Genomic DNA, 21,648 nt, shown 5'->3' on the forward strand with positions numbered 1-21,648 from the left:
TCGCATGTAATCTGCGGATCTACGTTGACCGTTCAGTCGTGATAGGGGGATACGTCATGCAACGAGGCTTTACGTTGATCGAGTTGATGATCGTAGTAGCAATTATCGCAATCTTGGCGGCCATCGCCGTTCCTGCTTATCAGATCTACCTTGTCCGCGCCCAGGTGGCGGAGGGAATGGCCCTCGCTGGTGATCTGAAAGTGGCCGTCGCCGAGTATCAGTGGGCGACGGGGTCACCTCCCTCATCTGACGCGGACATGAGTCGAACAGCTGCTGGAGGTGGTCGCTATGTGTCGTCGATGACTGTGGGTTCCGGGGGCGTAATCACAGTGGTCTATGCTGGTCCTGCTGCAAACAGTGCGATCAAGTCTTCGGTGTTGCAATGGGTACCTGACTGGACTGCGCAGGGTGCCACTCGCTGGAGTTGCAATGGCGCCGGAACAACGGTTCCCAAGCAATACCTGCCGAAAGCTTGCCGCTGATTGCAATGGCTAACTGCTAAGCTGTGGCCGGACGCCGGTGGGGATGCGGGCGATCTGTGTCTAATGATTTCGTGGGGAGAACGGCTTGAGATCTTCGTCATTGCCTAGTGGTGCGTTGTTGTTGTGGCTTTTTGTGTTGTCTGGTTTCTCGGGGCTGATCTACCAATCGATCTGGACGCATTATCTCGGGCTATTCCTCGGGCATTCGTCCTACGCGCAGTCACTGGTCCTGCTTCTCTTCATGGGGGGCATGGCCTGCGGAGCATGGCTGGTCAGCCAACGCAGCGAGCTGCTTGCCCAACCTCTGCTGGCTTATGCGGCAGTTGAGCTGATAATCGGCGTACTCGGTCTTGCGTTCGACCCGGCTTATGGCGCGCTGACGCGATGGGCGTACACCAGTGTATTCCCAGGATTGGGTGGGGATGGCGTCAGCCTCGTGCGGTGGGGCTTGGCCACGGCCTTGGTCTTGCCGCAGTGCGTGCTGCTGGGCGCGACATTCCCTTTGATGAGTGCAGGATTCATTCGTATCAAAGAGAACGCCGAGGGGGAAGTTCTTTCCGGCCTGTACTTCTCCAACAGCATTGGTGCTGCCGCCGGTGCGCTGGTGGCTACATATCTGCTTCTGCCGCGTATTGGTCTGCCCGGTGCAATTATGACCGCGGGGCTGCTCAACATCGCGATCGCCATTTTCATTTACCCGCTCACTAAGTCGGAATCGGCGGGGGCGGCGGTTGCGGTCGGGGAGGGCTCGAAGGCGAGTAGCTCTCGGCATCTGCCGATATTTGTGTTGATTGTGGCGGCGCTGACTGGTGCTTCTTCATTTGTGTACGAGATCACCTGGGTCCGAATGCTATCGTTGGCATTAGGCACCACGATCCATGCGTTCGAGTTGATGCTTGCGGCGTTCATTGCGGGTATCGCCATGGGCGGCCTCTGGCTCCGGTCACGCGCCGACCGCCTTGAATCACCCCTGCGCACTGCAGGTTGGGTCCAGGTGTGGATGGGCTTGGCGGCACTGGCATCCATGTTTGTCTACGCCCAATCGTTCGAGTGGGTCGGTTGGCTGATGCGGGTAATTGTGCGCGGCAGCGAAGGCTATGGGCTCTACAACGTTGCCAGTGGAATCATTTCGCTGCTGGTGATGTTCCCGGCAGCCTTCTTTGCGGGCATGACGCTTCCCCTGCTGACTCTCGCGCTATTGAGGCAAGGGCATGGCGAGCGTGCCATTGGACAGGTTTACGCCTTCAATACGCTGGGTGCCATCGTAGGCATTCTTTTCGCCGTTCATGTACTCCTGCCAGGGCTGGGTCTGAAGCTAGCCTTGGCAGTGGCTGCGGCTATTGATCTGCTGCTGGGCCTGCTTCTGCTGAGGCGCTACGCGAGTTCTACGGTCGGTCAGGTCAGGGATCTTGCATGGGCGGCGGGGCTGTCTACTGCGGGGATTGGCTGCGCCCTGATGTTTGTGCACTTTGATCCGCTGATGCTCAATTCCTCCGTTTATCGGCACGGCCGCCCCTCGCTGGCTGCGGGCTCCAAAGTCATTTATTCCAAGGATGGCAAGACCGCTACGGTGGCTGTCTATGAAGCTCCTCGTCATGGTGATGGTGCAATATCGCGCTCTATTTCCACTAACGGCAAGGTCGATGCGGGGTTGACGGTTCGACCATCTGATCCGCCCTCGACGGACGAGTCAACGATGGTGCTGTTGGCGGCGTTGCCCCTGTCGTTGCGTGCAGAGTATTCGCATGTCGGGGTCATTGGGTTTGGTTCCGGCATGACCACCCATACGCTTTTGGGCAGCTCTGCCATTGGCCGAGTGGATACGGTTGAAATCGAACCGGCGATGGTCGAGGCAGCCCGTCATTTCGGCGTCAAGGTTGCACGTGCTTACGATGATCCCCGCTCGAACATTGTTATCGACGATGCGAAGGCCTACTTTTCTGCTTCGCCTGCGAAGTACGATCTCATCGTATCTGAGCCATCGAATCCGTGGATGGGAGGGACCGCCTCACTGTTCAGTACGGAATTCTATGCGTTCGTGCCGGGGCAACTGAACAAAGATGGACTGTTCGTTCAGTGGCTTCAGTTGTATGAAATAGACCCAGCATTGGTTAGTTCCGTCATTACAGGAATGCTGGTGAACTTTGCTGATGTGCACGCGTATCTTGCCAACGACAGCGATCTGATTCTCGTTGCGTCGCCGAAGGGCGATGTTCCCAAGCTATCGTCCAGCGCGTTTCGTAGCGCGTCAGTGAGAGACGATCTGGCTCGAGTCGGTGTGAGAACACTCCGGGATTTGCAGGAGAGCTTCGTCATGGATCGACGCGGTCTGGTCGCGTTCACGCAGCAGTATCCTGCTCGCGCCAACTCGGATTACTTCCCACTGTTGCAGTTGCGCGCCCCCGAGGCCAGATTTAAGAATGCGGAGGTTATCGAGTTCGATGCCGTTAGCACTGCCCCTTGGCCGATCACGCAATTCTTGTCCGGGCATGGGCGTCGGGATGCTCGTGACGAACAGGCTAGTGGAGGTGGGTTGCCTCTGCGTGTGACTGCCAAGAATCTAGCGGCGCGGGAGCTGCGCTTGGCATTGGTGGATGGAAAGATCGGCCTGGATTCTTCCGTAGCTTACCAAGATGCTCTGATTGCCGAGACACTGCGATCACGTGCGAAGTCCTGCACGCTGGACGAAAATCCCGTTGGAACGGCGGACATGATTTACTCGCTTGCGATGGAGACCGTGCCATTCATGTCCTCGGGCGAGCAGGTCGACCTTTGGCAGTCGCCCAGTTGGATAGGCTGCGGCACTTCAGCGAGGGAGGTGAGAGATGCGCTTGCTCTCGTCGCGGCAACTTCCAAGGACGATCACCAGGCTGTCCTGAATATCGGTCAGCAGATCCTGGAAGGCGAGGGGGCAGCTGAGGTGCTGAGCAGCGGAATTGCCAGTTACTACGTGTTAGGGAGTATGTATTTCTCAGCCATGGCAACCCAGCAGGCAGAGCTCGCGCAGTCTCTTCACGCCACCTACACCAGGCGCTTGCCCGCAGTAATTGCTCGACATCCCACGTTGCAGTTGCTGGCGCGTCTTGCGTCCCTGGGTGCGGATCGCAAACCGCAATTGTCGGTTGTAGGGACACGGGAGCAGGGGTAACCTGCGGCCCGACAGGGGCGTGTCCCTTTGCTGATGTAAGGATCAGAGCATGAACGCCGTAACCACCGCCAATCTCGTCGGCATCACCGGCCTGGCCCGTCGCCTGGTCCAGGATGGCGCCCTGGACGAGGCTTCTGCCCGCGACGCCATGGCCAAGGCCGCTGCGGCCCGCCAGCCGCTGCCGACCTGGTTCGCGCAGAACAAGGTGGTCGGGGCGGCCCAGTTGGCGGCGGCCAACGCGGTCGAGTTCGGCATGCCGCTGTTCGACGTGTCCACGTTCGACGCCAGCCAGAACGCAATGAGCCTGGTCAGCGAGGAACTGCTGCGCAAGCACAACGTGCTGCCGCTGTTCAAACGCGGCGGCAAGCTGTTCGTGGGCACCAGCAATCCGACCCATTCGCTGGACGAGATCAAGTTCCACACCAACCTGGTGGTGGAGCCGATCCTGGTGGATGAAGACCAGATCCGCCGCACGCTCGAGCAGTGGCATGCCAGCCATGACACGCTGGGCGACGCGCTGGGCGGTGACGACGATGGCATTGGCAACCTGGATGTGTCCGGCGGTGACGAGGACATTTCCGGGGGCGGCGACTCCGGCATCGACGCCAAGGGCGACGACACCCCGGTGGTGAAGTTCGTCAACAAGGTGCTGGTGGACGCGATCCGCAAGGGCGCCTCGGACATCCACTTCGAGCCCTATGAAGACGACTACCGCGTGCGCCTGCGCATCGATGGCCTGCTGAAGATGGTCGCGCGCGCGCCGGTGAAGCTGAACCAGCGCATCGCCGCACGCCTGAAGGTGATGGCGCAGCTGGACATCGCCGAGAAGCGAGTGCCGCAGGACGGACGCATCAAGCTCAACCTGTCCAAGACCAAGCAGATCGACTTCCGCGTGAGCACCCTTCCGACCCTGTTCGGCGAGAAGGTGGTGCTGCGTATCCTGGACGGCAGCGCGGCCAAGCTGGGCATCGACAAGCTGGGGTACGAGCCGGACCAGCAGAAGCTGTTTCTGGACGCCATCCACAAGCCCTATGGCATGGTGCTGGTGACCGGCCCGACCGGTTCGGGCAAGACTGTGTCGCTGTATACCGCGCTGGGCATCCTCAACGACGAGACGCGCAACATCTCCACCGCCGAAGACCCGGTGGAAATCCGCTTGCCCGGCGTCAACCAGGTGCAGCAGAACAACAAGCGCGGCATGACCTTCGCCGCGGCACTGCGCTCGTTCCTGCGACAGGATCCGGACATCATCATGGTCGGCGAAATCCGCGACCTGGAGACGGCCGAGATCGCGATCAAGGCCGCCCAGACCGGCCACATGGTGCTGTCCACGCTGCATACCAACGATGCGCCGCAGACCATCGCGCGCCTGATGAACATGGGCATTGCGCCGTACAACATCACCAGCTCGGTGACCCTGGTGATCGCCCAGCGCCTGGCGCGCCGGCTGTGCAACAACTGCAAGCGCCCGTCCAACCTGCCCGAGCATGCGCTGCTGGCTGAAGGCTTCACCCAGGCGCAGCTGGATGCGGGTATCGAGCTGTACGAGGCGGTCGGCTGTGACGAATGCACCGAGGGCTACAAGGGCCGTAACGGTATCTACCAGGTGATGCCGATGACCGACGAGATCGCCACGATCGTGCTGGCCGGTGGCAATGCGTTGCAGATTGCCGAGGCCGCGCAGCAGATCGGGGTGAACGACCTGCGCCAGTCGGCGTTGAAGAAGGCGGCGGCCGGGATCACCAGCCTGGCCGAGATCAACCGCGTTACCAAGGATTGAGGTCGATCCACGCCATGCGTGGATGACGCGATGCATGAGGTTGCCGGCCAGCGGCCGGCACTACCCGTTGGTGGGCCCGCGTCGGGCCCTGTCCTTACTCCATCCCCAGCTTCTTCAGCTTGTAGCGCAGCGCGCGGAAGGTGATGCCCAGCTGCGCGGCGGTGCGGGTCTTGTTCCAGCGGTTTTCTTCCAGCGCGCGCTGGATGGCGCTGCGCTCGAGCTGTTCGATGTACGAGGGCAGGGCGGCGCTGCCGGGTTGCAGGTCCACCACGGCTTCGGCGGGCGCTGCGCTGCCGGGCGTGCGCGGGGCATGCTGCGGCAGGCGCAGGTCGTCGGCGCCGATGCAGTCTTCCTCGGCCAGTGCCAGCGCGCGTTCCAGGATGTTCTCCAGTTCGCGCACGTTGCCGGGGAAGGCGTACTGGGCCAGCGCGTCCAACGCCGACGGCGCCAGCAGCGGCGTCGGGCGGCCATGGCTGCGGGCCAGCCGAGCCAGCACCGATGCGGCCAGTTCCGGCAGGTCCTGGCGACGCTCGCGCAGCGGCGGCACCCTCAGTTCGATCACGTTGATGCGGTAGTAGAGGTCGTGGCGGAAGCGCCCGTCCTCGACCAGTTCGGCCAGGTCCTTGTGGGTGGCCGAGAGGATGCGCACGTCCACCGGTTCTTCGGTGGCAGCGCCCACCGCGCGCACCGACTTCTCCTGGATCGCGCGCAGCAGCTTCACCTGCATCTGCAGGGGCAGCTCGGCCACTTCGTCGAGGAACAGGGTGCCGCCGTGCGCGGCCTGGAACAGCCCGGGCTTGTCGGCGTGGGCGCCGCTGAAGCTACCCTTGCGGTGGCCGAAGAACTCACTCTCCATCAGCTCGCCGGGAATGGCGCCGCAGTTGACCGGCACGAACGGGCCGGCCGCGCGGGCGCCCTGGGCGTGGATGGTGCGTGCGACCAGCTCCTTGCCCACGCCGGATTCGCCGAGGATGTAGACCGGCGCCTGGCTGCGCGCGACCTTGCCGATGGTGGTACGCAGCACGTCCATGGCCGGCGAATCGCCCAGCAGGCGTGCGCCCTGTTCGGCGGCGGGGCCGGGCGCGGGGCGCTCGGTGTTGTTCAGTTCCAGCGCGTGCTTGACCAGGCCGCGCAGCACGGCGATGTCCACCGGCTTGCTGACGAAGTCGAAGGCGCCGGCTTTCAGCGCTTCCACGGCCAGGTCCATGCTGCCGAAGGCGGTGATCATCGCCACCGGCGTGCGCGGGTAGTGGTGGGCGATCTCGCTGACCAGCTCGATGCCGTTGCCGTCCGGCAGGCGCATGTCGGTGATGCACAGGTCGTACGGATTGCTGGCCAGCAGTTCGCGCGCTTCGGCAAGGTTGGCTGCCGTACTGATGCGCAGCCCCATGCGGCCGAGCGTCAGTACCAGCAGTTCGCGGATGTCGCGTTCGTCGTCGACGACGAGGGCGCTGCGGGTTTCGTTCATGGGCGGAGAAGATAAACGAGGGGGCTGGAAGCGACAAATGTTTGACGCACGGAATCAGCTCGGCAGCAGGGTATGCGGGCCGGGCAGCACCAGGCGGAAGCAGGAGCCACCGGCCGGAACCGGGATGTAGTCAAGCCGCGCCTGGTTGGCCCGGCACAGCTCGCGGGCGATGTACAGGCCCAGCCCGGTGCCGTGCTCGGAGGTGGTGAAGAAGGGCCGGAACAACTGTGCGGCCACACTCTCGGGAATGCCGGGGCCACGGTCCATCACGTCGATGACCGCACTGCGCTCGTGCTGCGCCACGCGCAGGCGCACCCGTGCCGGCTGCTGGCCGACGCGGCCATATTTGAGCGCGTTGTGCACCAGCACGGTCAGCACCTGGTAGAGGTGCTTGGTGTCGACCTGGGCCAGCACCGAGGTGTCACTGATGATCGGCTCGATGCTGTCGGTCTCCAGCGTCTGACCCTGCTTGTACTCCAGCACGAAGCGGCGCACGAATGCGGCCAGGTCGACGTTCTCGGGCGTGGCGCGCTCGCGCCGGGCCAGGCCCAGCACGCTTTCGACGATGCCGTTGGTGCGCTGGCACTGCTGGCGGATGATCTGCAGCAGGCGGCGGTCGCTTTCGTTGAAGCCGGTGCCTTCCTCCAGCAGTTGCACCGCGTAGTTGATCGCGGCCAGTGGGTTGCGGATCTCGTGGGCGAGGCTGGCCGAGAAGCGACCCATCGCCGACAGGGTGAGCGATTCGGCGCGGCGCGAGACCACGCTGGAGTCGTCCAGGAACACCAGGGCCAGGTCGCTGCCGGCCAGCAGGCGGGCAAAGCGCGGCTGCACTTCGGGCTGGTCGGGGTTGAGTTGCAGCGGCAGTTCGTCCTGCGCCCAGCCGTTGCGCCAGCGCTGCAGCCGGCGGGCGAGTTCCGGGGCGGCGCTGGCCAGGTCCAGGCGGCCGCTTTCGCCGCTGCCGTCGCTGTCACCGAGCAGCATCGAGGCGGCCTCGTTGGCCAGGGTGACGCGGTTGTCGGCGTCGACCACCAGCACGCCGGTGCGCATGCGGCGGATGATCAGCTCGTTGATCTGGAACAGGTTGGCCACTTCGTCGCCGCGCTGGTTGGCCAGTTGCTGGTTGCGGCGCGCGCGGCTGCCGACCTGGTAGCTGATGAAGGCCAGGGCCAGGTAGCTGGTGGCGAACATCGCCAGTTCGGCCAGGGTACGGGTGGGGTCGCCACCTTCCAGCAGCTTCCAGGTGTATTCGACGCCGGTGGCGAGGCTGGCGGCCAGCGCCAGGCCCAGCCCCAGGCTGAGCGGGAGCAGGGTGGCGGCGGCGGCGATGTTGAACAGCAGCGACATCGAGATGCCGGCGCTGGCACCGGGCAGGGCATGTGACAGCAGGGTGGCGGCGACGATGTCCACCAGCACGCCGCTGACCACGATCGGGCGCAGCCAGCGTTCGTTGCGGCCGATCACCAGCGCCAGCAGCGACAATCCCAGGTAGATCGCCGCGACGGTGTCGGCCAGCCGCGGGTGGTGCGCTTCGCCGACCATGGCCGACAGCGGGCTGTAGAGCAGGGCGGCGATGACCGAGGCGATCAGCACCCGGTACAGCGCGAAGAAATACAGCTCACGCCGCGGAATCGATTCGATGCGGTCGATCAATGAAGCACTGGGTGACACGCCGGAACTCCCCTTCTGGCTGCCTGGGTCTGGAATCTGCGGCGGGCCTGCCCGGCGTCCCCTGAGGCCGGGCGGGCACGTCGCTTCGATGTGGCCTGGGGGGCGCGGTCGAGCAACCCCGACGCGACACACCCTGGCTGACCAGTATAGGGCCCCCGGCAGGACGCCGCCGGCGCGGTTCGGATCGCGCATTTGGCTCGGGATGGATACCGGTAGCCAGCGTGCGCCCGGGCGCAACTGCCTGAATGACGGCGGAAATCTGGCCGGGTGTGGCGTTTTGTACAGACTTCTTTGCGCCCCGGCGCCGGCTCGGCCACAATAGTGGGCCCGCCGCGGTCCGTGCCGGTGCCTCTTCCAGGGGCCCTGAGGAATTGCGTGCGGTCGTTCCTATTCCCACGGTGACGCATGAATTTCCACGAATACCAGGCAAAACAACTGCTTGCCGAATACGGCATCCCGGTCCCGGCCGGCAAGGTCGCGGCGACCCCGGACGAGGCGGTTGAAGTCGCCCAGTCGCTGGGCCAGGGCCCCTGGATGGTCAAGGCGCAGATCCACGCTGGCGGCCGCGGCAAGGCTGGCGGCGTCAAGTTCTGCAAGACCGTCGACGACGTGAAGGCCGCAGCCGCCAAGATGCTCGGCACCAAGATGGCCACCTACCAGACCGCCGGCGTCGAGCTGCCGATCAACCTGGTGCTGGTGACCACCGCCGGTGAGATCGTCAAGGAGCTGTACCTGTCGGTCCTGGTGGATCGCGGCACCCGCACCATCAGCTACATCGCCTCTTCCGAAGGCGGCATGGAAATCGAGCAGGTCGCTGCCGAGACCCCGGACAAGATCCACACCCTGAACGTGGACTTCGTCGAGGGCGTGCAGGGTTACCACGGCCGTGACATCGGCTTCAAGATGGGCCTGACCGCCAAGCAGGCCGGCCAGTTCGCCAACATCATGGTGAACCTGTACCGCATCTTCAACGAAAAGGACCTGGCGCTGGTTGAGATCAACCCGCTGGCGATCCTGGACGATGGCAACCTGTACGCGCTGGACGGCAAGTTCAACAGCGACGACAACGCCAACTTCCGCCACAAGGAACTGGTCGCAATGCGCGACAAGTCCCAGGAAGATGAAACCGAAGTGACGGCTTCGGAGCTGGACATCAACTACGTCACCATGGACGGCAACATCGGCTGCATGGTGAACGGCGCCGGCCTGGCCATGGCCACCATGGACGTCATCAAGCTCAACGGCGGCGAGCCGGCGAACTTCCTGGACGTGGGCGGCGGTGCCAACAAGCAGCGCGTCATCGAAGCGTTCAAGCTGATCCTGTCCTCCGACAAGGTCGAAGGCATCTTCGTCAACATCTTCGGCGGCATCGTCCGCTGCGACATGATCGCCGAAGGCATCATCGCCGCCGTGAAGGAAGTGGGCGTCAAGGTTCCGGTCGTGGTGCGCCTGGAAGGCACCAACGTGGAAGAAGGCAAGCAGCTGCTGCGTGACAGCGGCATGGCCATCATCCCGGCTGACAACATCAACGACGGCGCCAAGAAGGTCGTTGAAGCGGTCAAGAACGCCGCCTGATCCACGACACCGAAGGAAATTCCCATGTCTGTTTTGATTAACAAGAACACCAAGGTGATCGTGCAGGGCTTCACCGGCCAGCAGGGCACCTTCCACGCCACTCAGATGATCGAGTACGGCACCCAGGTTGTTGGCGGCGTGACCCCGGGCAAGGGTGGCACCACCCACATCGACCTGCCGGTCTTCAACACCGTTGCCGACGCCGTGCAGAGCACCGGCGCCAACGCGTCGGTCATCTACGTGCCGCCGCCGTTCGCGGCCGACGCGATCCTGGAAGCCGCGGCTGCCGGCATCAAGGTCATCGTCTGCATCACCGAAGGCATCCCGGTGCTGGACATGCTGCGCGTCAAGAACGTGCTGACCCGCTCCTACCCGGACACCGTACTGATCGGGCCGAACTGCCCGGGCGTCATCACTCCGGGCGAGTGCAAGATCGGCATCATGCCGGGCCACATCCACAAGCCGGGCAAGATCGGCATCGTGTCGCGCTCGGGCACCCTGACCTATGAAGCGGTCAAGCAGACCACCGAAGTCGGCCTGGGCCAGTCCACCTGCATCGGTATCGGCGGTGACCCGATCAACGGCTTGAACTTCGTCGACTGCCTGAAGCTGTTCAACGAAGATCCGCAGACCGAAGGCATCATCATGGTCGGCGAAATCGGCGGTGACGCCGAAGAAGCCGGCGCCGAGTACATCAAGAACCACGTGAAGAAGCCGGTCGTCGGTTTCATCGCCGGTGCGTCGGCTCCGGCCGGCAAGCGCATGGGCCACGCCGGTGCGATCGCCTCGGGCGGCAAGGGCACTGCGGAAGGCAAGTTCGCCGCGATGGAAGCCGCAGGCGTCGTCACCGTCCGTTCGCCGGGCGACCTGGGCGCTGCCATCGCCAAGCTGGTGAAATAAGATCGACTGCCTCCGGCAGACGACGCTGTAGTGCCGGCCGCTGGCCGGCCGCTTGAAACAGAAAGGCCGCCTCCGGGCGGCCTTTCTGCGTCTGGCGTGGGGTCAGATCCCTTTTGCTGTGCAAAAGGGATCTGACCCCGGCGTTACAATGGCGGCATTGCAACCACAGGCTGGAATCCCATGGCTTCGATCCGTATCGCGATGGCGCAGTTCGACTTCCCGGTTGGCGATGTCGCCGGCAACACCGAGCGCATCATCGAGATGATCGGCCAGGCGCGCGACGAGTACGGCGCCGAGCTGGTGATGTTCCCCGAGCTGGCGGTGAGCGGTTATCCGCCGGAAGACCTGCTGCTGCGCCCGGGCTTCCTGTACGAGTGCGAGCAGGCAATGACCCGCATCGCCGCCGCCTGCCGTGGCATCACCGCCGTGGTTGGCTGGCCACAGGCGGCTGGCGCGGTGGTCTACAACGCCGCCAGCGTGCTGCGTGATGGCCTGGTGGAGCAGACCTATCGCAAGCGCGAACTGCCCAACTACGCCGTGTTCGACGAGCGTCGTTACTTCGATGTCGATCCGGATGGGGGCAGCTGCGTGTTCGAGGTCAATGGCATTGCGGTCGGGCTGCTGATCTGCGAGGACCTGTGGTTTGCCGAACCGCTGGCCGACACCGTGCGCGCCGGTGCGCAGCTGGTGGTGGTGCCCAATGCTTCGCCGTACGAGCGTGGCAAGCACGCCCAGCGTGATGCTGTGCTGGCCGCACGAACCCGCGAGAGCGGGGCGGCGATCGCCTATCTCAACGTGGTCGGTGGCCAGGACGCGCTGGTGTTCGATGGCGCCTCGGTGGTGGCCGATGGTGATGGCACGGTGCACCCGGCCGCCGCCGCCTTCGTCGACCAGTGGCTGGTGGTGGAGTACGACGGCGACAGCCGCCGCTTCATGCCGCACGTGTGGATGGACGACGGCGACGAAAGCATGGACGCGCTGGCCTGGCGCGCGGTGACGCGCGGCATCCAGGATTACTGCCGCAAGAACGGCTTCAAGAAGGTGTGGCTGGGCCTGTCCGGTGGCATCGACTCGGCCCTGGTGCTGGCATTGGCCGTGGATGCGATGGGCGCGGAGAACGTGACCGCCGTGCGCCTGCCGTCGCGCTACACCGCCGGCCTGTCCAACGACCTGGCCGCCGAGCAGTGCCGGGCGCTGGGGGTGAAGCTTGAGGCTGTGTCGATCGAGCCGGCGTTCAAGGGCCTGATGGAATCGCTGGCGCCGATGTTCGAAGGCACCGCGCCGGACGTGACCGAAGAGAACCTGCAGTCGCGCAGCCGCGGCGTGATCCTGATGGCGCTGGCCAACAAGTTCGGCGGCCTGCTGCTGACCACCGGCAACAAGAGTGAGTACGCGGTCGGCTACGCCACCATCTACGGCGACATGTGCGGTGGCTATGCGCCGCTGAAGGACCTGTACAAGACCGAAGTGTTCGGCCTGTCCAAGTGGCGCAATACCGTGGGCGGCGCACCGGTGATTCCACCGGCGGTGATCAGCCGCCCGCCATCGGCCGAGCTGCGCGAGAACCAGCTGGACCAGGACTCGCTGCCGGCCTACGACGTGCTGGACGGCATCCTGTACCGCTACATCGACCAGGAGCAGTCGCGCACGGAGATCGTGGGCGCCGGCTACGACGCGGCCGTGGTCGATCGCGTGCTGCGCCTGGTGCGCATCAGCGAGTGGAAGCGGCACCAGGCCGCGCCGGGGCCGAAGGTCTCGCGCCGGGCGTTCGGCCGCGAGCGTCGCTACCCGATCAGCAACGGCTACAAGGGCTGAGGGAGCCGTTGGCAGGTAGTGCCGGTCGCTGGCCGGCAGCTCGTATCGCGCGCATCCACGCATGGCGTGGATCTACCGTGCTCGGTAGTGCCGGTCGCTGGCCGGCAGCCCGTATCGCGCGCATCCACGCATGGCGTGGATCTACCGTGTTCGGTAGTGCCGGCCGCTGGCCGGCAGCCCGTATCGCGCGCACCCTCGCATGGCGTGGATCTACCGCGGTCGGTAGTGCCGGCCGCTGGCCGGCAACCCGTATCCCGCGCATCCACGCATGGCGTGGATCTACCGCGCTCGGTAGTGCCGGCCGCTGGCCGGCAGCCCGTATCGCGCGCATCCACGCATGGCGTGGATCTACCGTGTTCGGTAGTGCCGGCCGCTGGCCGGCAGCCCGTATCCCGCGCATCCACGCATGGCGTGGATCTACCGCGCTTGGTAGTGCCGGCCGCTGGCCGGCAACGTCCTGGATCGCTTATCCGGCATGGCGTGAATCTACCGGGCTTCATCGAGCATCTGTTCGAGGCCTGCGATCTCCGCAGTGTCGTTGAAGGCGTCGTCCTCCAGTCGCGCACGCACGAACGCCAGGCCATCGGCCGCCGCTGCGTCCAGCGTGCCGCGGTGGTCGACCGGATAGCGCCGGAACGCGACCGGCTCGCCGCGCAGGGCCAGGCCTGCGGCATACAGCAGGGTCGTCAGATAGGGGACATCGCGGTCCTCGCTGCCATGGGCCAGCATCAGCGGCTGGCTGAAGCCGCGGCGCGGCACGCCCAGGTAGTCATGCAGCACCGTCCAGATGCCCGGCACGCCGGTCAGCGGTGCAGTGAACATGCTGCCGGTATCCATGCCGTCGAGCGTGTTGGCCAGATCACCCAGGCACTGCTCGCGTGCCAGGGCAATGCGGGCGCGCCCGGCGTCGCTCAGTACCCGGTCGACCTGCGGCGCGACCTGCAGCAGGCCGTCGAGCAGATACGCGTGATACGCGTTGAGCGCGCCGGGATTGGCAGTGCGGTTGTCGGGCTTCATCACCAGCGCGGTCAGTTCGACGGCGGTCGGCGTTCCGGCGGTGAAACTACCGCGGTACTGCAGTGAGGGCCCGCCATGGGAAGCCGCCAGGTGGCCTGCGACCAGCGCGGCTGCGGCCCCCTGCGAATAGCCTACCGAGACCCAGCGCGGCGACAACGCTGCTGCGCCCAGGTACTGCCGGCTCGCCTTGACCATGTCGATGGTGTTGCGCGCCGCGGTACGCACGTGCAGGTAGGCATGGCGGCCTGGGCTGCCCAGGCCGTGGTAGTCGGCGGCGGCGACGGCATAGCCCTGGGCCAGGAACACGTCCAGGAAGCGCCCGTCGCGTTCGGCATGGGTGGGGCCGGAGACCGAGGGCGCACAACGATCCGCAATGCCCTGGGTGCCATGCGCCCACGACACCACCGGCCAACCGCCGATGGGCGGCGTGCCGGCGGGCAGGTACAGCAGGCCGGTGCCTTCGGCCAGCGCGCCGTGGTGATCCGGGGTGCGGTAGTGCAGCTTGTACGCCTGGGCGGCCCTGGACGGGACCCAGGGCGCGCGATAGGGCGCGGCAGACAGCAGATCGCCCGGTGCGCCCCGCGCGAAGGCCGCGGGCGCCAGGGTCAGCGCCAGCAGGGCGCTGGCGAGAAGGCAGGACAGGAAACGGAAACTACAGGGCCGTGTCGGCATGGGGCGCTCCGTGATGGCCGGTGTGGCCGCAGCGCCGCAGTGTGGACAGCCACGCCCGGGCAGGATGCGACCGTCGTCGCAACCGCCGGGGATTCGTAGCATTCCGAGTGTCGTGGTCCACGCATGGCGTGGATCGACCGACAAAGAAAAGGCCCCTTCCGGGGCCCTCTCTTACTTCTTTTCCAGTCGCGCGTTGCGCTGGCCGGTGCTGGCGGACTTCTCGCCGGCGAACGGGTTCAGCTTGCGGATCATCCACGGGTACTTCGGCCACTTGCCTTCCAGCCACGGGTGGTCCGGCTGGTTCAGCTGCAGGACGCGGCGGGCGTCGTCGGCCAGGGTCTTGTTGCCCAGGTGGGTGTAGGAATCGGCCAGCACGGCCACGGCGTCGTACTGGAAGGCGCTCTGCGGGTAGGTTTCCAGCAGGTAGTTGGCGCGGCCCACGGCCGAGACCCAGGCGCCGCGGCGCATGTAGTACAGGGCGTTGTCCAGTTCGTGCTGGGCGAACACGTCACGCAGCTCCAGCATGCGCTGGCGCGCATCGGCGGCATAGCGGCTGTTCGGGTAGCGGTCGACCACGATGTTGAAGTCCGAGTACGCCTGGTGCGGCGTGGACAGGTCGCGGCGGCTGGCATCCAGCGACCATACGCGGCGCAGGAAAACCGTACTGCGGTTGGAGTTGGCCAGGCCGCGCAGGTAGTACAGGTACGCAATGTTGCGGTGCGTCGGGTAGGTCCGGATGAAGCGGTCGATGCTGGACACGGCGTCATCGTGCTTGCCGGCCTTGTACTGGGCGTAGGCGGTTTCGATCATCGCCTGCTCGGTGTACGGGCCGTAGGGATACTGGGCCACCAGGCGACGGAAGCTGGCTTCGGCGCCGCTCCAGTTGCCGCCCTGCATCAGCTTGTGGCTTTTCTCGTACAGCTGTTCGACCGGCACGCCTTCGTCGGGGCGATCACCCTTCTTGGCGCCGCGGTGGCAGCCGGTTGCGGCGATGACCAGCACCAGCAGCAGGGCGGTGAGGCGGACGGGCGCGGAGAGCATGGCGGAGCGTCGGATCATGGGGTCGAGGCGGGACGCGGCTGGAATACGAAGGGTCGATGATAGCCTAGTGTCCTGTCCAGCGACTGAAACCGGCCGCCGGGACCCCAAAATTTCAAAGAATGCCCCCTGCCATGTCTGAACAACCCTCTGAATCGGCCCGCCAGGCCATCGTCCCCGACACCGCCGCCGGCCGCCGTTTCGACGCGGTCGTGGCCGAACTGTTCCCCGAATACTCGCGTTCGCGGCTGACCGAGTGGATCAAGGCCGGTGAGGTCCTGCTGGACGGTGCCCAGGTGCGCCCGCGCGATCCGCTGCGCGGCGGCGAGGTCGTGACCCTCAATGTGGTGCTGGAAACCCAGACCGACGCGCTGCCGGAGGACATCCCGCTGGACGTGCTGTTCGAGGACGAGCACGTGCTGGTGATCAACAAGCCGGTCGGCCTGGTGGTCCATCCGGGTGCCGGCAACCACAGCGGCACCCTGGTCAACGCGCTGCTGTTCCGCGATCCGTCGGTGGCGGTGCTGCCGCGCGCCGGCATCGTGCACCGCCTGGACAAGGACACCAGCGGCGTGATGGTGGTGGCCAAGACCCTGGAAGCGCAGACCGCGCTGGTCGAGCAGCTGGCGGCACGTGACGTGCACCGCCAGTACCTGGCCATCGTGATGGGCGCGCTGGTGGCCGGTGGTACTGCCGATGCCCCGATCGACCGCCACCCGCGTGACCGCCTGAAGATGGCAGTGCGCGAGGACGGCAAGGAAGCGGTGACCCACTACCGCCTGCGCGAGCGCTTCCGGGCGCACACCGCGCTGGAGTGCCGCCTGGAAACCGGCCGTACCCACCAGATCCGCGTGCACATGGCACACGTGCGCCATCCGATCATCGGCGACCCGCTGTACGGCGGCGCGCTGAAGCTGCCCAAGGGCGCCAGCGACGAACTGGTCGCCGCGCTGCGCGGCTTCAAGCGCCAGGCACTGCACGCCGAGACCCTGGAGTTCACGCACCCGATCACCGGTGAGCCGGTGCGCAATACCGCGCCGGTGCCAGAGGACATGCTGCACCTGATGAAGGTGCTGCGCGAAGACAGCGAAGCCTTCGCCGCCCGCGAGCGGGACCGCTGGTGATGGCAGCCGCGCTGCCGTTGCTGCAGGCCGACTGGCCGGCGCCCGCAGGCGTCCATGCGCTGACCACGCGCCGGCACGGCGCGGGCATCTCGCCGGCGCCGTTCGCGCAGTTCAACCTGGGCAACCGGCACGCGGCCGATGGGGATACCCCGGCCAACGTGGAGCACAACCGCCAGCTGCTGCAACAGGGGCTGGCACTGCCGTCGGCACCGCACTGGCTGCGCCAGGTGCACAGCAGCACCGTGCTGCGCTTCGATGCACCGCCGGTGCCCGGCGCGAGCGAGCCGGTGGCCGACGCGGCGGTAACCTCGGTGCCGGGCGTGGTGCTGGCGATCCTGACCGCCGACTGCCTGCCGGTGGTGTTTGCCGCCGCCGATGGCAGCGAGGTGGGCGCGGCCCATGCCGGCTGGCGCGGGCTGGCCGACGGCATGCTGGAGGCCACGGTGGCCGCCCTGCAGACGCCGCCGGCGCAGCTGCGGGCCTGGCTGGGCCCGGCCGCCGGGCCGGCCGACTATGAGATCGGCGAGGAGGTCTATCACGCCTTCGTCGGCCATGATCCGGCCGCCGAGGCGGCGTTCGTGGCCACCCGCGCAGGCCACTGGAAGGTGGACCTGTTCGCCCTGGCGCGGCAGCGCCTGCAGTCTGCGGGGATGGACCCGGCACAGGTGTATGGCGGCACGGTGTCGACCATGGCCGATCCGGACCTGTATTCGCACCGGCGCGACCGTCGTACCGGGCGCATGGCGACCCTGGCCTGGATCGCGCCCTGACTCCGCCGCTGTTCGCGCGCGTGCTGGGGCCGGCCTTCGCCACCCTGGCAGGGCCGGTGCAGGCGCTGCATGCCGCGCCGTTGCCCTGCCGCTACGTGGGACAGGCGCGCATCGTGAGGGGGCGGCACTGGCTGGTGCCGCTGCTGGCTGCGTTGGTGCGGTTGCCACAGGACGGTGACGCGCTGCCCACCGAGGTGGCGTTCAACCACTACCGGCAGGGCGAGCGGTGGGCGCGACGGTTCGGCCGCTGGCCGATGGTGTCGCGGCTGTGGGCGCATGAGGGGCATCTGCGCGAGCAGCTGGGCGCGGTGCGTTTCGAGTTCGCGCTGCAGGCCCGCGAAGGTGGCATCGACTGGTCGGTGCGGCGGGTCTGGGCGTTCGGGCTGCTGCCGCTGCCGGCACGGTGGTTTGCGGGCGTGCAGTGTCGGGAGGCCGGGGAGGGCGAGCGTTACACTTTCCGGGTTGATGTGACGTTGCCCTGGGTGGGAGCCCTGATCCGCTATGAAGGCTGGCTCGAACCGCAGTGAGGCCGCCGCCGGGGCGGGCAATCCGGTGATCGTGTTTGATGGCGTATGCGCCCTGTGCAATCGCTGGGTGCGCTTCCTGCTGCGTTTCGACCGCAAGCAACGTTATCGCTTTGCAGCGATGCAGGGGGAGCGGGGCAGTGCGCTGCTGCGCGCGCACGGGCTGGACCCGCAGGACCCGGCGTCGTTCCTGCTGCTGGACGCGCAGGGCGCGTGGACCGATACCGATGCGATCCTGCGTGTACTGGCCGGGCTGGGCGGTGCATGGCGCCTGAGCGGCGTAATGCGGATGGTGCCGCGTCGCTGGCGCGATGCAGCCTATCGCGCGCTCGCACGGAACCGCTATCGCTGGTTCGGCCGGCATGACGCCTGCCACCTGCCTGCACCGGAGCAGGCCGCGCGATTCCTGGATTGAAGAAAAAGGGGACGGAGGGGATTAAGTCGTTTGTGCACAAACGACTTAATCCCCTCCGTCCCCTTTTTTCCTTCAGCCTTCCAGTGCGTCCAGGTAGCTGCGGCGCCAGTGGTTGATGTCGTAGGTGCGCAGGTGTTCCATCATGGCGTGCCAGCGCTCCTTGCGCTTGCGCAGCGACATCGTCGCTGCGGTGGCGATGGCGTCGGCAACGCCATCCAGGTCGTGCGGGTTCACCAGCAGTGCCTGCTTGAGTTCGTCGGCGGCGCCGGCCAGCAGCGACAGCACCAGCACGCCGGGATCCTCCGGGTCCTGCGAGGCCACGTACTCCTTGGCCACCAGGTTCATGCCATCGCGCAGCGGCGTAACCAGGCCGACCGCCGCCGCCCGGTAGAAGCCGGTGAGGGTGGCATGGGTGAAGTTCTGGTTGACGTAGCGCAGCGGTGTCCAGTCAGGTTCGGCGTGGCCACCGTTGATGTGCCCGGCGATCTGTTCCAGCTGGCTGCGCAGCTGCCGGTACTCGGTGACATCGCCGCGCGAAACCGGGGCGATCTGCAGGTAGGTCAGCGAGCCGCGCTGGTCCGGATGGCGCTCAAGATACCGTTCGAAGCCGAGGAAGCGCTCGGGCAGGCCCTTGGAATAATCCAGGCGGTCGACGCCGATCGCCAGCTGGCGGTCACGCAGGCTGTTGCGCAGGTTCTTCACCGCGGTCTTGGTCGCGGCGGTGCCGGCCTGGCGTGCGATCAGCTCGGTGTCGATGCCGATCGGGAACGCCGCTGCGCGGAAACGACGCCCGCCCGGCGCTTCCAGCGTGCCGTTGTCGAGCACGCGACCGCCGCCGAACAGGCGCAGGTAGGTCTGGAAGCGATCGGCATCGCGCTGGGTCTGGAAGCCCACCAGGTCATACGCGTAGAGCGCGGAGAACAACCGCAGGTGATCGGGCATCGCCTGCAGCAGGTCGGCCGAGGGCATCGGGATATGCAGGAAGAAGCCGATGCGGCAGCCGATGCCGCGCTCGCGCAGCAGTGCACCGAGCGGGATCAGGTGGTAGTCGTGGATCCAGACGATGTCGTCCTCGCGCAGCAAGGGCGCGAGCTTGTCGGCGAACAGCGCATTGACCTTGTGGTAGGTCTCGCGGGTGGCACGATCGTAGTCGACCAGATCCAGGCGGAAGTGCAGCAGCGGCCACAGCGTGCGGTTGGCAAAGCCGTTGTAGTAGCCGTCCACCTCGCGCTTGCTCAGGTCCATGGTGACGTAGTCGATGTCACCGTCCTTCTGCCGGTGCAGCGTGCCGCTGCCGTCCTTTACCGTCTTGCCGCTCCAGCCGAACCACAGGCCGCCGCGTTCCTTCAGGGCGGCCAGCAGGCCGACAGCCAGGCCGCCGGCACGGTTCTCGCCAGGTACGGCCACACGATTTGAAACCACGACCAGACGACTCACGATGCCTCCTGCCACGACCGCGACAGGCGCATCGCGGCGGTGATCAGGCCGACGTGCGAATAGGTCTGCGGGAAATTGCCCCAGGCCTCGCCGCTGTCGAAGGCCAGATCCTCCGACAGCAGGCCCAGGTGGTTGCGCTGCTTCAGCAGCAGCTCGAACATCTCGCGCGCCTCGTCCATGCGCCCGATCGCCGCCAGCGCATCGATGTACCAGAACGTGCAGATGGTGAAGCTGGTCTCCGGTTCGCCGAAGTCATCCGGCGCGACATAGCGGTACAGCGAATTGCCATGCTTGAGGTCGCGGCCGATCGCATCGACGGTGGCGATGAAGCGGGCGTCCATCGCGTCGATGAAGCCGATGTCGGCCAGCAGCAGGAGCGAGGCGTCCAGGCGATGGCCGCCGAAGGTATCGGTGAAGTGGCCCAGTTCCTCATTCCAGGACTCGGCCATGATGCGCGCATGGATGGTGTCGGCGCGCTCGCGCCAGTAGTGCGCACGGTCATCGCGCTTGAGGCGCACGGCGATCTTGCACAGGCGGTCGCAGGCCGCCCAGCACATCGCGCTGGTGTAGGTGTGCACCTCGGTGCGGCCCCGGAACTCCCACAGGCCCGCATCGGGCACGTCATGCAGGGCGAAGGCCTGTTCGCCCAGCGGTTCGAGGCGGGCGAAGGTGTGGGCGTCGCCGGGATCCTGCAGGCGGCGGTCGAAGAACAGCTGCGTGGAGGCCAGCACCACGCTGCCGTAGACATCGTGCTGGCGCTGCACCCAGGCCAGGTTGCCACGGCGCACCGGGCCCATGCCGCGGTAGCCGGACAGGCTGGGAACCTCGTCTTCGTCCAGCTTCGCTTCGAAGCCGATGCCATACAGCGGCTGCAGCGTGCCGTCGGTGGTGGCCAGGTTGAAGATGTAGCCGAGGAACTGTTCCATCGTGCGCGTCGCGCCGAGACGGTTCAGCGCCCGCACCACGAAGGCCGCGTCGCGCAGCCAGCAGTAGCGGTAGTCCCAGTTGCGCACGCTGCCCGGCGCTTCCGGAATGGAGGTGGTCATCGCCGCGATGATCGCGCCGCTGTCTTCGTACTGGCACAGCTTCAGGGTGATCGCGCTGCGGATCACCGCGTCCTGCCATTCCAGCGGGATGGACAGGTAGCGCACCCATTCGCGCCAGTAGTCGCGGGTGCGCTGGAAGGCTTCCTGCACATAGCCGCTGATCGAGCGGTTGAGCGACTCATCCACGCCCAGGATCAGGTGGATGGGATGGTTGAGCACGAACGGCAGGCCATCGCGCACGAAGCGCACCGGCACATCGGTGGTCAGCCGCAGCACGTGCTCGGGCAGGATCCAGCGCACATGGTTGCTGCCCCAGGTCGACTCCGGCACGCGTGCGCCCCAGTCAGCCAGCGGGCGCGCACGCACGGTGATGCGTGGGCTGCCGGCCAGCGGGCGTACCTGGCGGATCAGGCTGACCGGCCGGTAGAAGCGGTCGTTCTGCCGCCAGCGTGGGGCGAAGTCGAGGATTTCCAGCTCGCCGCCGTGCGCGTCGCGCAGGACGGTACGCAGGATCGCCGTGTTGGTGAGGTACTCCTGCTCGCTGCCGGCGAAGTCCTCCAGTTCGATGGCGAAGTCGCCGCCGGTCTGCTGGTTGGGGCCGAGCAGGGCGCAGAAGGTGGGGGCGCCGTCGAAGGTGGGCAGGCAGCTCCAGACGACGCGGGCATGTTTGTCGACCAGGGCGCCGAAGCTGCCGTTGCCGACCACGCCCAGATCAAGATCGGGTTGGGTCATCACGCGGTACATCTCGGTTGCGGCCGTGGGGGGGGGC

The 21,648-nt window shown here is 66.1% G+C and carries 16 protein-coding genes; 10 read left to right on the forward strand and 6 right to left on the reverse strand.

Annotated features, from left to right (window positions below):
• The first annotated feature begins 56 nt into the window (after nucleotides 1–56).
• The 3 genes from AC5P9I_RS04155 (at nucleotide 57) to pilB (ending at nucleotide 5,410) form a co-directional block, all read left to right on the forward strand.
• Entirely contained in the window at nucleotides 57–482 is a 426-nt protein-coding gene (locus AC5P9I_RS04155; RefSeq protein ID WP_130767795.1) for a pilin, read from the forward strand.
• Nucleotides 483–597: 115 nt separating this feature from the next.
• Nucleotides 598–3,630 carry a fused MFS/spermidine synthase gene (locus tag AC5P9I_RS04160; RefSeq protein WP_130767796.1) on the forward strand — a complete coding sequence of 1,011 codons (3,033 nt, stop codon included), beginning with the start codon at nucleotides 598–600 and terminating at the stop codon, nucleotides 3,628–3,630.
• Between the two features lie 49 nt (nucleotides 3,631–3,679).
• Nucleotides 3,680–5,410: a type IV-A pilus assembly ATPase PilB gene (pilB, locus tag AC5P9I_RS04165; protein WP_495217225.1), complete on the forward strand. Its 1,731-nt coding sequence runs from the start codon at nucleotides 3,680–3,682 to the stop codon at nucleotides 5,408–5,410.
• Between the two features lie 94 nt (nucleotides 5,411–5,504).
• On the opposite strand, the gene AC5P9I_RS04170 is transcribed toward pilB, so the two are convergent.
• Nucleotides 5,505–6,878, reverse strand: a complete 1,374-nt coding sequence (locus AC5P9I_RS04170) for a sigma-54-dependent transcriptional regulator (protein WP_049471425.1) — start codon at nucleotides 6,876–6,878, stop codon at nucleotides 5,505–5,507.
• Nucleotides 6,879–6,932: 54 nt separating this feature from the next.
• Nucleotides 6,933–8,546, reverse strand: coding sequence for a sensor histidine kinase (locus AC5P9I_RS04175; RefSeq protein ID WP_130767798.1), 1,614 nt, complete (start codon nucleotides 8,544–8,546; stop codon nucleotides 6,933–6,935).
• A gap of 405 nt (nucleotides 8,547–8,951) precedes the next feature.
• On the opposite strand from AC5P9I_RS04175, the gene sucC reads away from it, so the two are divergent.
• The 3 genes from sucC to AC5P9I_RS04190 all read left to right on the forward strand — a co-directional run bounded on the left by sucC (nucleotide 8,952) and on the right by AC5P9I_RS04190 (nucleotide 12,836).
• A complete protein-coding gene (sucC, locus tag AC5P9I_RS04180; RefSeq protein ID WP_005418614.1) occupies nucleotides 8,952–10,121 on the forward strand; it encodes an ADP-forming succinate--CoA ligase subunit beta in 1,170 nt (389 codons plus the stop codon).
• 24 nt (nucleotides 10,122–10,145) lie between these two features.
• A complete protein-coding gene (gene sucD / locus AC5P9I_RS04185) occupies nucleotides 10,146–11,021 on the forward strand; it encodes a succinate--CoA ligase subunit alpha (RefSeq protein ID WP_005418610.1) in 876 nt (291 codons plus the stop codon).
• 180 nt (nucleotides 11,022–11,201) lie between these two features.
• Nucleotides 11,202–12,836, forward strand: coding sequence for an NAD+ synthase (locus tag AC5P9I_RS04190; RefSeq protein ID WP_049471428.1), 1,635 nt, complete (start codon nucleotides 11,202–11,204; stop codon nucleotides 12,834–12,836).
• A 486-nt stretch (nucleotides 12,837–13,322) separates the two neighbouring features.
• On the opposite strand, the gene AC5P9I_RS04195 is transcribed toward AC5P9I_RS04190, so the two are convergent.
• Both AC5P9I_RS04195 and AC5P9I_RS04200 read right to left on the reverse strand, forming a co-directional pair.
• Nucleotides 13,323–14,525 (reverse strand): lipase family protein, encoded by a 1,203-nt coding sequence (locus tag AC5P9I_RS04195; RefSeq protein WP_049466562.1) that lies wholly within the window; start codon nucleotides 14,523–14,525, stop codon nucleotides 13,323–13,325.
• A 171-nt stretch (nucleotides 14,526–14,696) separates the two neighbouring features.
• Complete coding sequence (locus AC5P9I_RS04200) at nucleotides 14,697–15,584, reverse strand: outer membrane protein assembly factor BamD (RefSeq protein WP_032960726.1); 888 nt, start codon at nucleotides 15,582–15,584, stop codon at nucleotides 14,697–14,699.
• A gap of 113 nt (nucleotides 15,585–15,697) precedes the next feature.
• Between AC5P9I_RS04200 and rluD the strand changes: the two genes are divergently transcribed.
• Genes rluD through AC5P9I_RS04220 form a run of 4 tightly spaced genes read left to right on the forward strand, consistent with a single transcriptional unit; the run spans nucleotide 15,698 to nucleotide 18,396 of the window.
• Nucleotides 15,698–16,687 carry a 23S rRNA pseudouridine(1911/1915/1917) synthase RluD gene (rluD, locus tag AC5P9I_RS04205; RefSeq protein WP_053461185.1) on the forward strand — a complete coding sequence of 330 codons (990 nt, stop codon included), beginning with the start codon at nucleotides 15,698–15,700 and terminating at the stop codon, nucleotides 16,685–16,687.
• Nucleotides 16,687–17,457, forward strand: coding sequence for a peptidoglycan editing factor PgeF (gene pgeF, locus AC5P9I_RS04210; protein WP_049437910.1), 771 nt, complete (start codon nucleotides 16,687–16,689; stop codon nucleotides 17,455–17,457). Before rluD ends, pgeF begins: the two co-directional genes overlap by 1 nt.
• A 20-nt stretch (nucleotides 17,458–17,477) precedes the next feature.
• Nucleotides 17,478–17,984: a DUF4166 domain-containing protein gene (locus AC5P9I_RS04215; RefSeq protein ID WP_049466566.1), complete on the forward strand. Its 507-nt coding sequence runs from the start codon at nucleotides 17,478–17,480 to the stop codon at nucleotides 17,982–17,984.
• Complete coding sequence (locus AC5P9I_RS04220; RefSeq protein WP_053461182.1) at nucleotides 17,959–18,396, forward strand: thiol-disulfide oxidoreductase DCC family protein; 438 nt, start codon at nucleotides 17,959–17,961, stop codon at nucleotides 18,394–18,396. The genes AC5P9I_RS04215 and AC5P9I_RS04220 overlap by 26 nt, the downstream gene beginning before the upstream one ends.
• A gap of 72 nt (nucleotides 18,397–18,468) precedes the next feature.
• Here AC5P9I_RS04220 and otsA read toward each other — a convergent pair whose 3' ends face one another.
• Nucleotides 18,469–19,833 (reverse strand): alpha,alpha-trehalose-phosphate synthase (UDP-forming), encoded by a 1,365-nt coding sequence (otsA, locus tag AC5P9I_RS04225; protein WP_049467583.1) that lies wholly within the window; start codon nucleotides 19,831–19,833, stop codon nucleotides 18,469–18,471.
• Nucleotides 19,830–21,611: a glycoside hydrolase family 15 protein gene (locus AC5P9I_RS04230; protein ID WP_495217227.1), complete on the reverse strand. Its 1,782-nt coding sequence runs from the start codon at nucleotides 21,609–21,611 to the stop codon at nucleotides 19,830–19,832. The genes otsA and AC5P9I_RS04230 overlap by 4 nt, the downstream gene beginning before the upstream one ends.
• Nucleotides 21,612–21,648 lie beyond the last annotated feature (37 nt).

This window comes from Stenotrophomonas sp. YJH_SMC_29 (assembly GCF_059371235.1).

Coding starts and splice junctions, on each gene's coding strand:
- AC5P9I_RS04155 (WP_130767795.1), top strand. CDS start 57: ATGCAACGAGGCTTTACGTTGATCGAGTTGATGATCGTAGTAGCAATT.
- pilB (WP_495217225.1), top strand. CDS start 3,680: ATGAACGCCGTAACCACCGCCAATCTCGTCGGCATCACCGGCCTGGCC.
- AC5P9I_RS04170 (WP_049471425.1), bottom strand. CDS start 6,878: ATGAACGAAACCCGCAGCGCCCTCGTCGTCGACGACGAACGCGACATC.
- sucC (WP_005418614.1), top strand. CDS start 8,952: ATGAATTTCCACGAATACCAGGCAAAACAACTGCTTGCCGAATACGGC.
- sucD (WP_005418610.1), top strand. CDS start 10,146: ATGTCTGTTTTGATTAACAAGAACACCAAGGTGATCGTGCAGGGCTTC.
- AC5P9I_RS04190 (WP_049471428.1), top strand. CDS start 11,202: ATGGCTTCGATCCGTATCGCGATGGCGCAGTTCGACTTCCCGGTTGGC.
- AC5P9I_RS04195 (WP_049466562.1), bottom strand. CDS start 14,525: ATGCCGACACGGCCCTGTAGTTTCCGTTTCCTGTCCTGCCTTCTCGCC.
- AC5P9I_RS04200 (WP_032960726.1), bottom strand. CDS start 15,584: ATGATCCGACGCTCCGCCATGCTCTCCGCGCCCGTCCGCCTCACCGCC.
- rluD (WP_053461185.1), top strand. CDS start 15,698: ATGTCTGAACAACCCTCTGAATCGGCCCGCCAGGCCATCGTCCCCGAC.
- pgeF (WP_049437910.1), top strand. CDS start 16,687: ATGGCAGCCGCGCTGCCGTTGCTGCAGGCCGACTGGCCGGCGCCCGCA.
- AC5P9I_RS04220 (WP_053461182.1), top strand. CDS start 17,959: ATGAAGGCTGGCTCGAACCGCAGTGAGGCCGCCGCCGGGGCGGGCAAT.
- AC5P9I_RS04230 (WP_495217227.1), bottom strand. CDS start 21,611: ATGACCCAACCCGATCTTGATCTGGGCGTGGTCGGCAACGGCAGCTTC.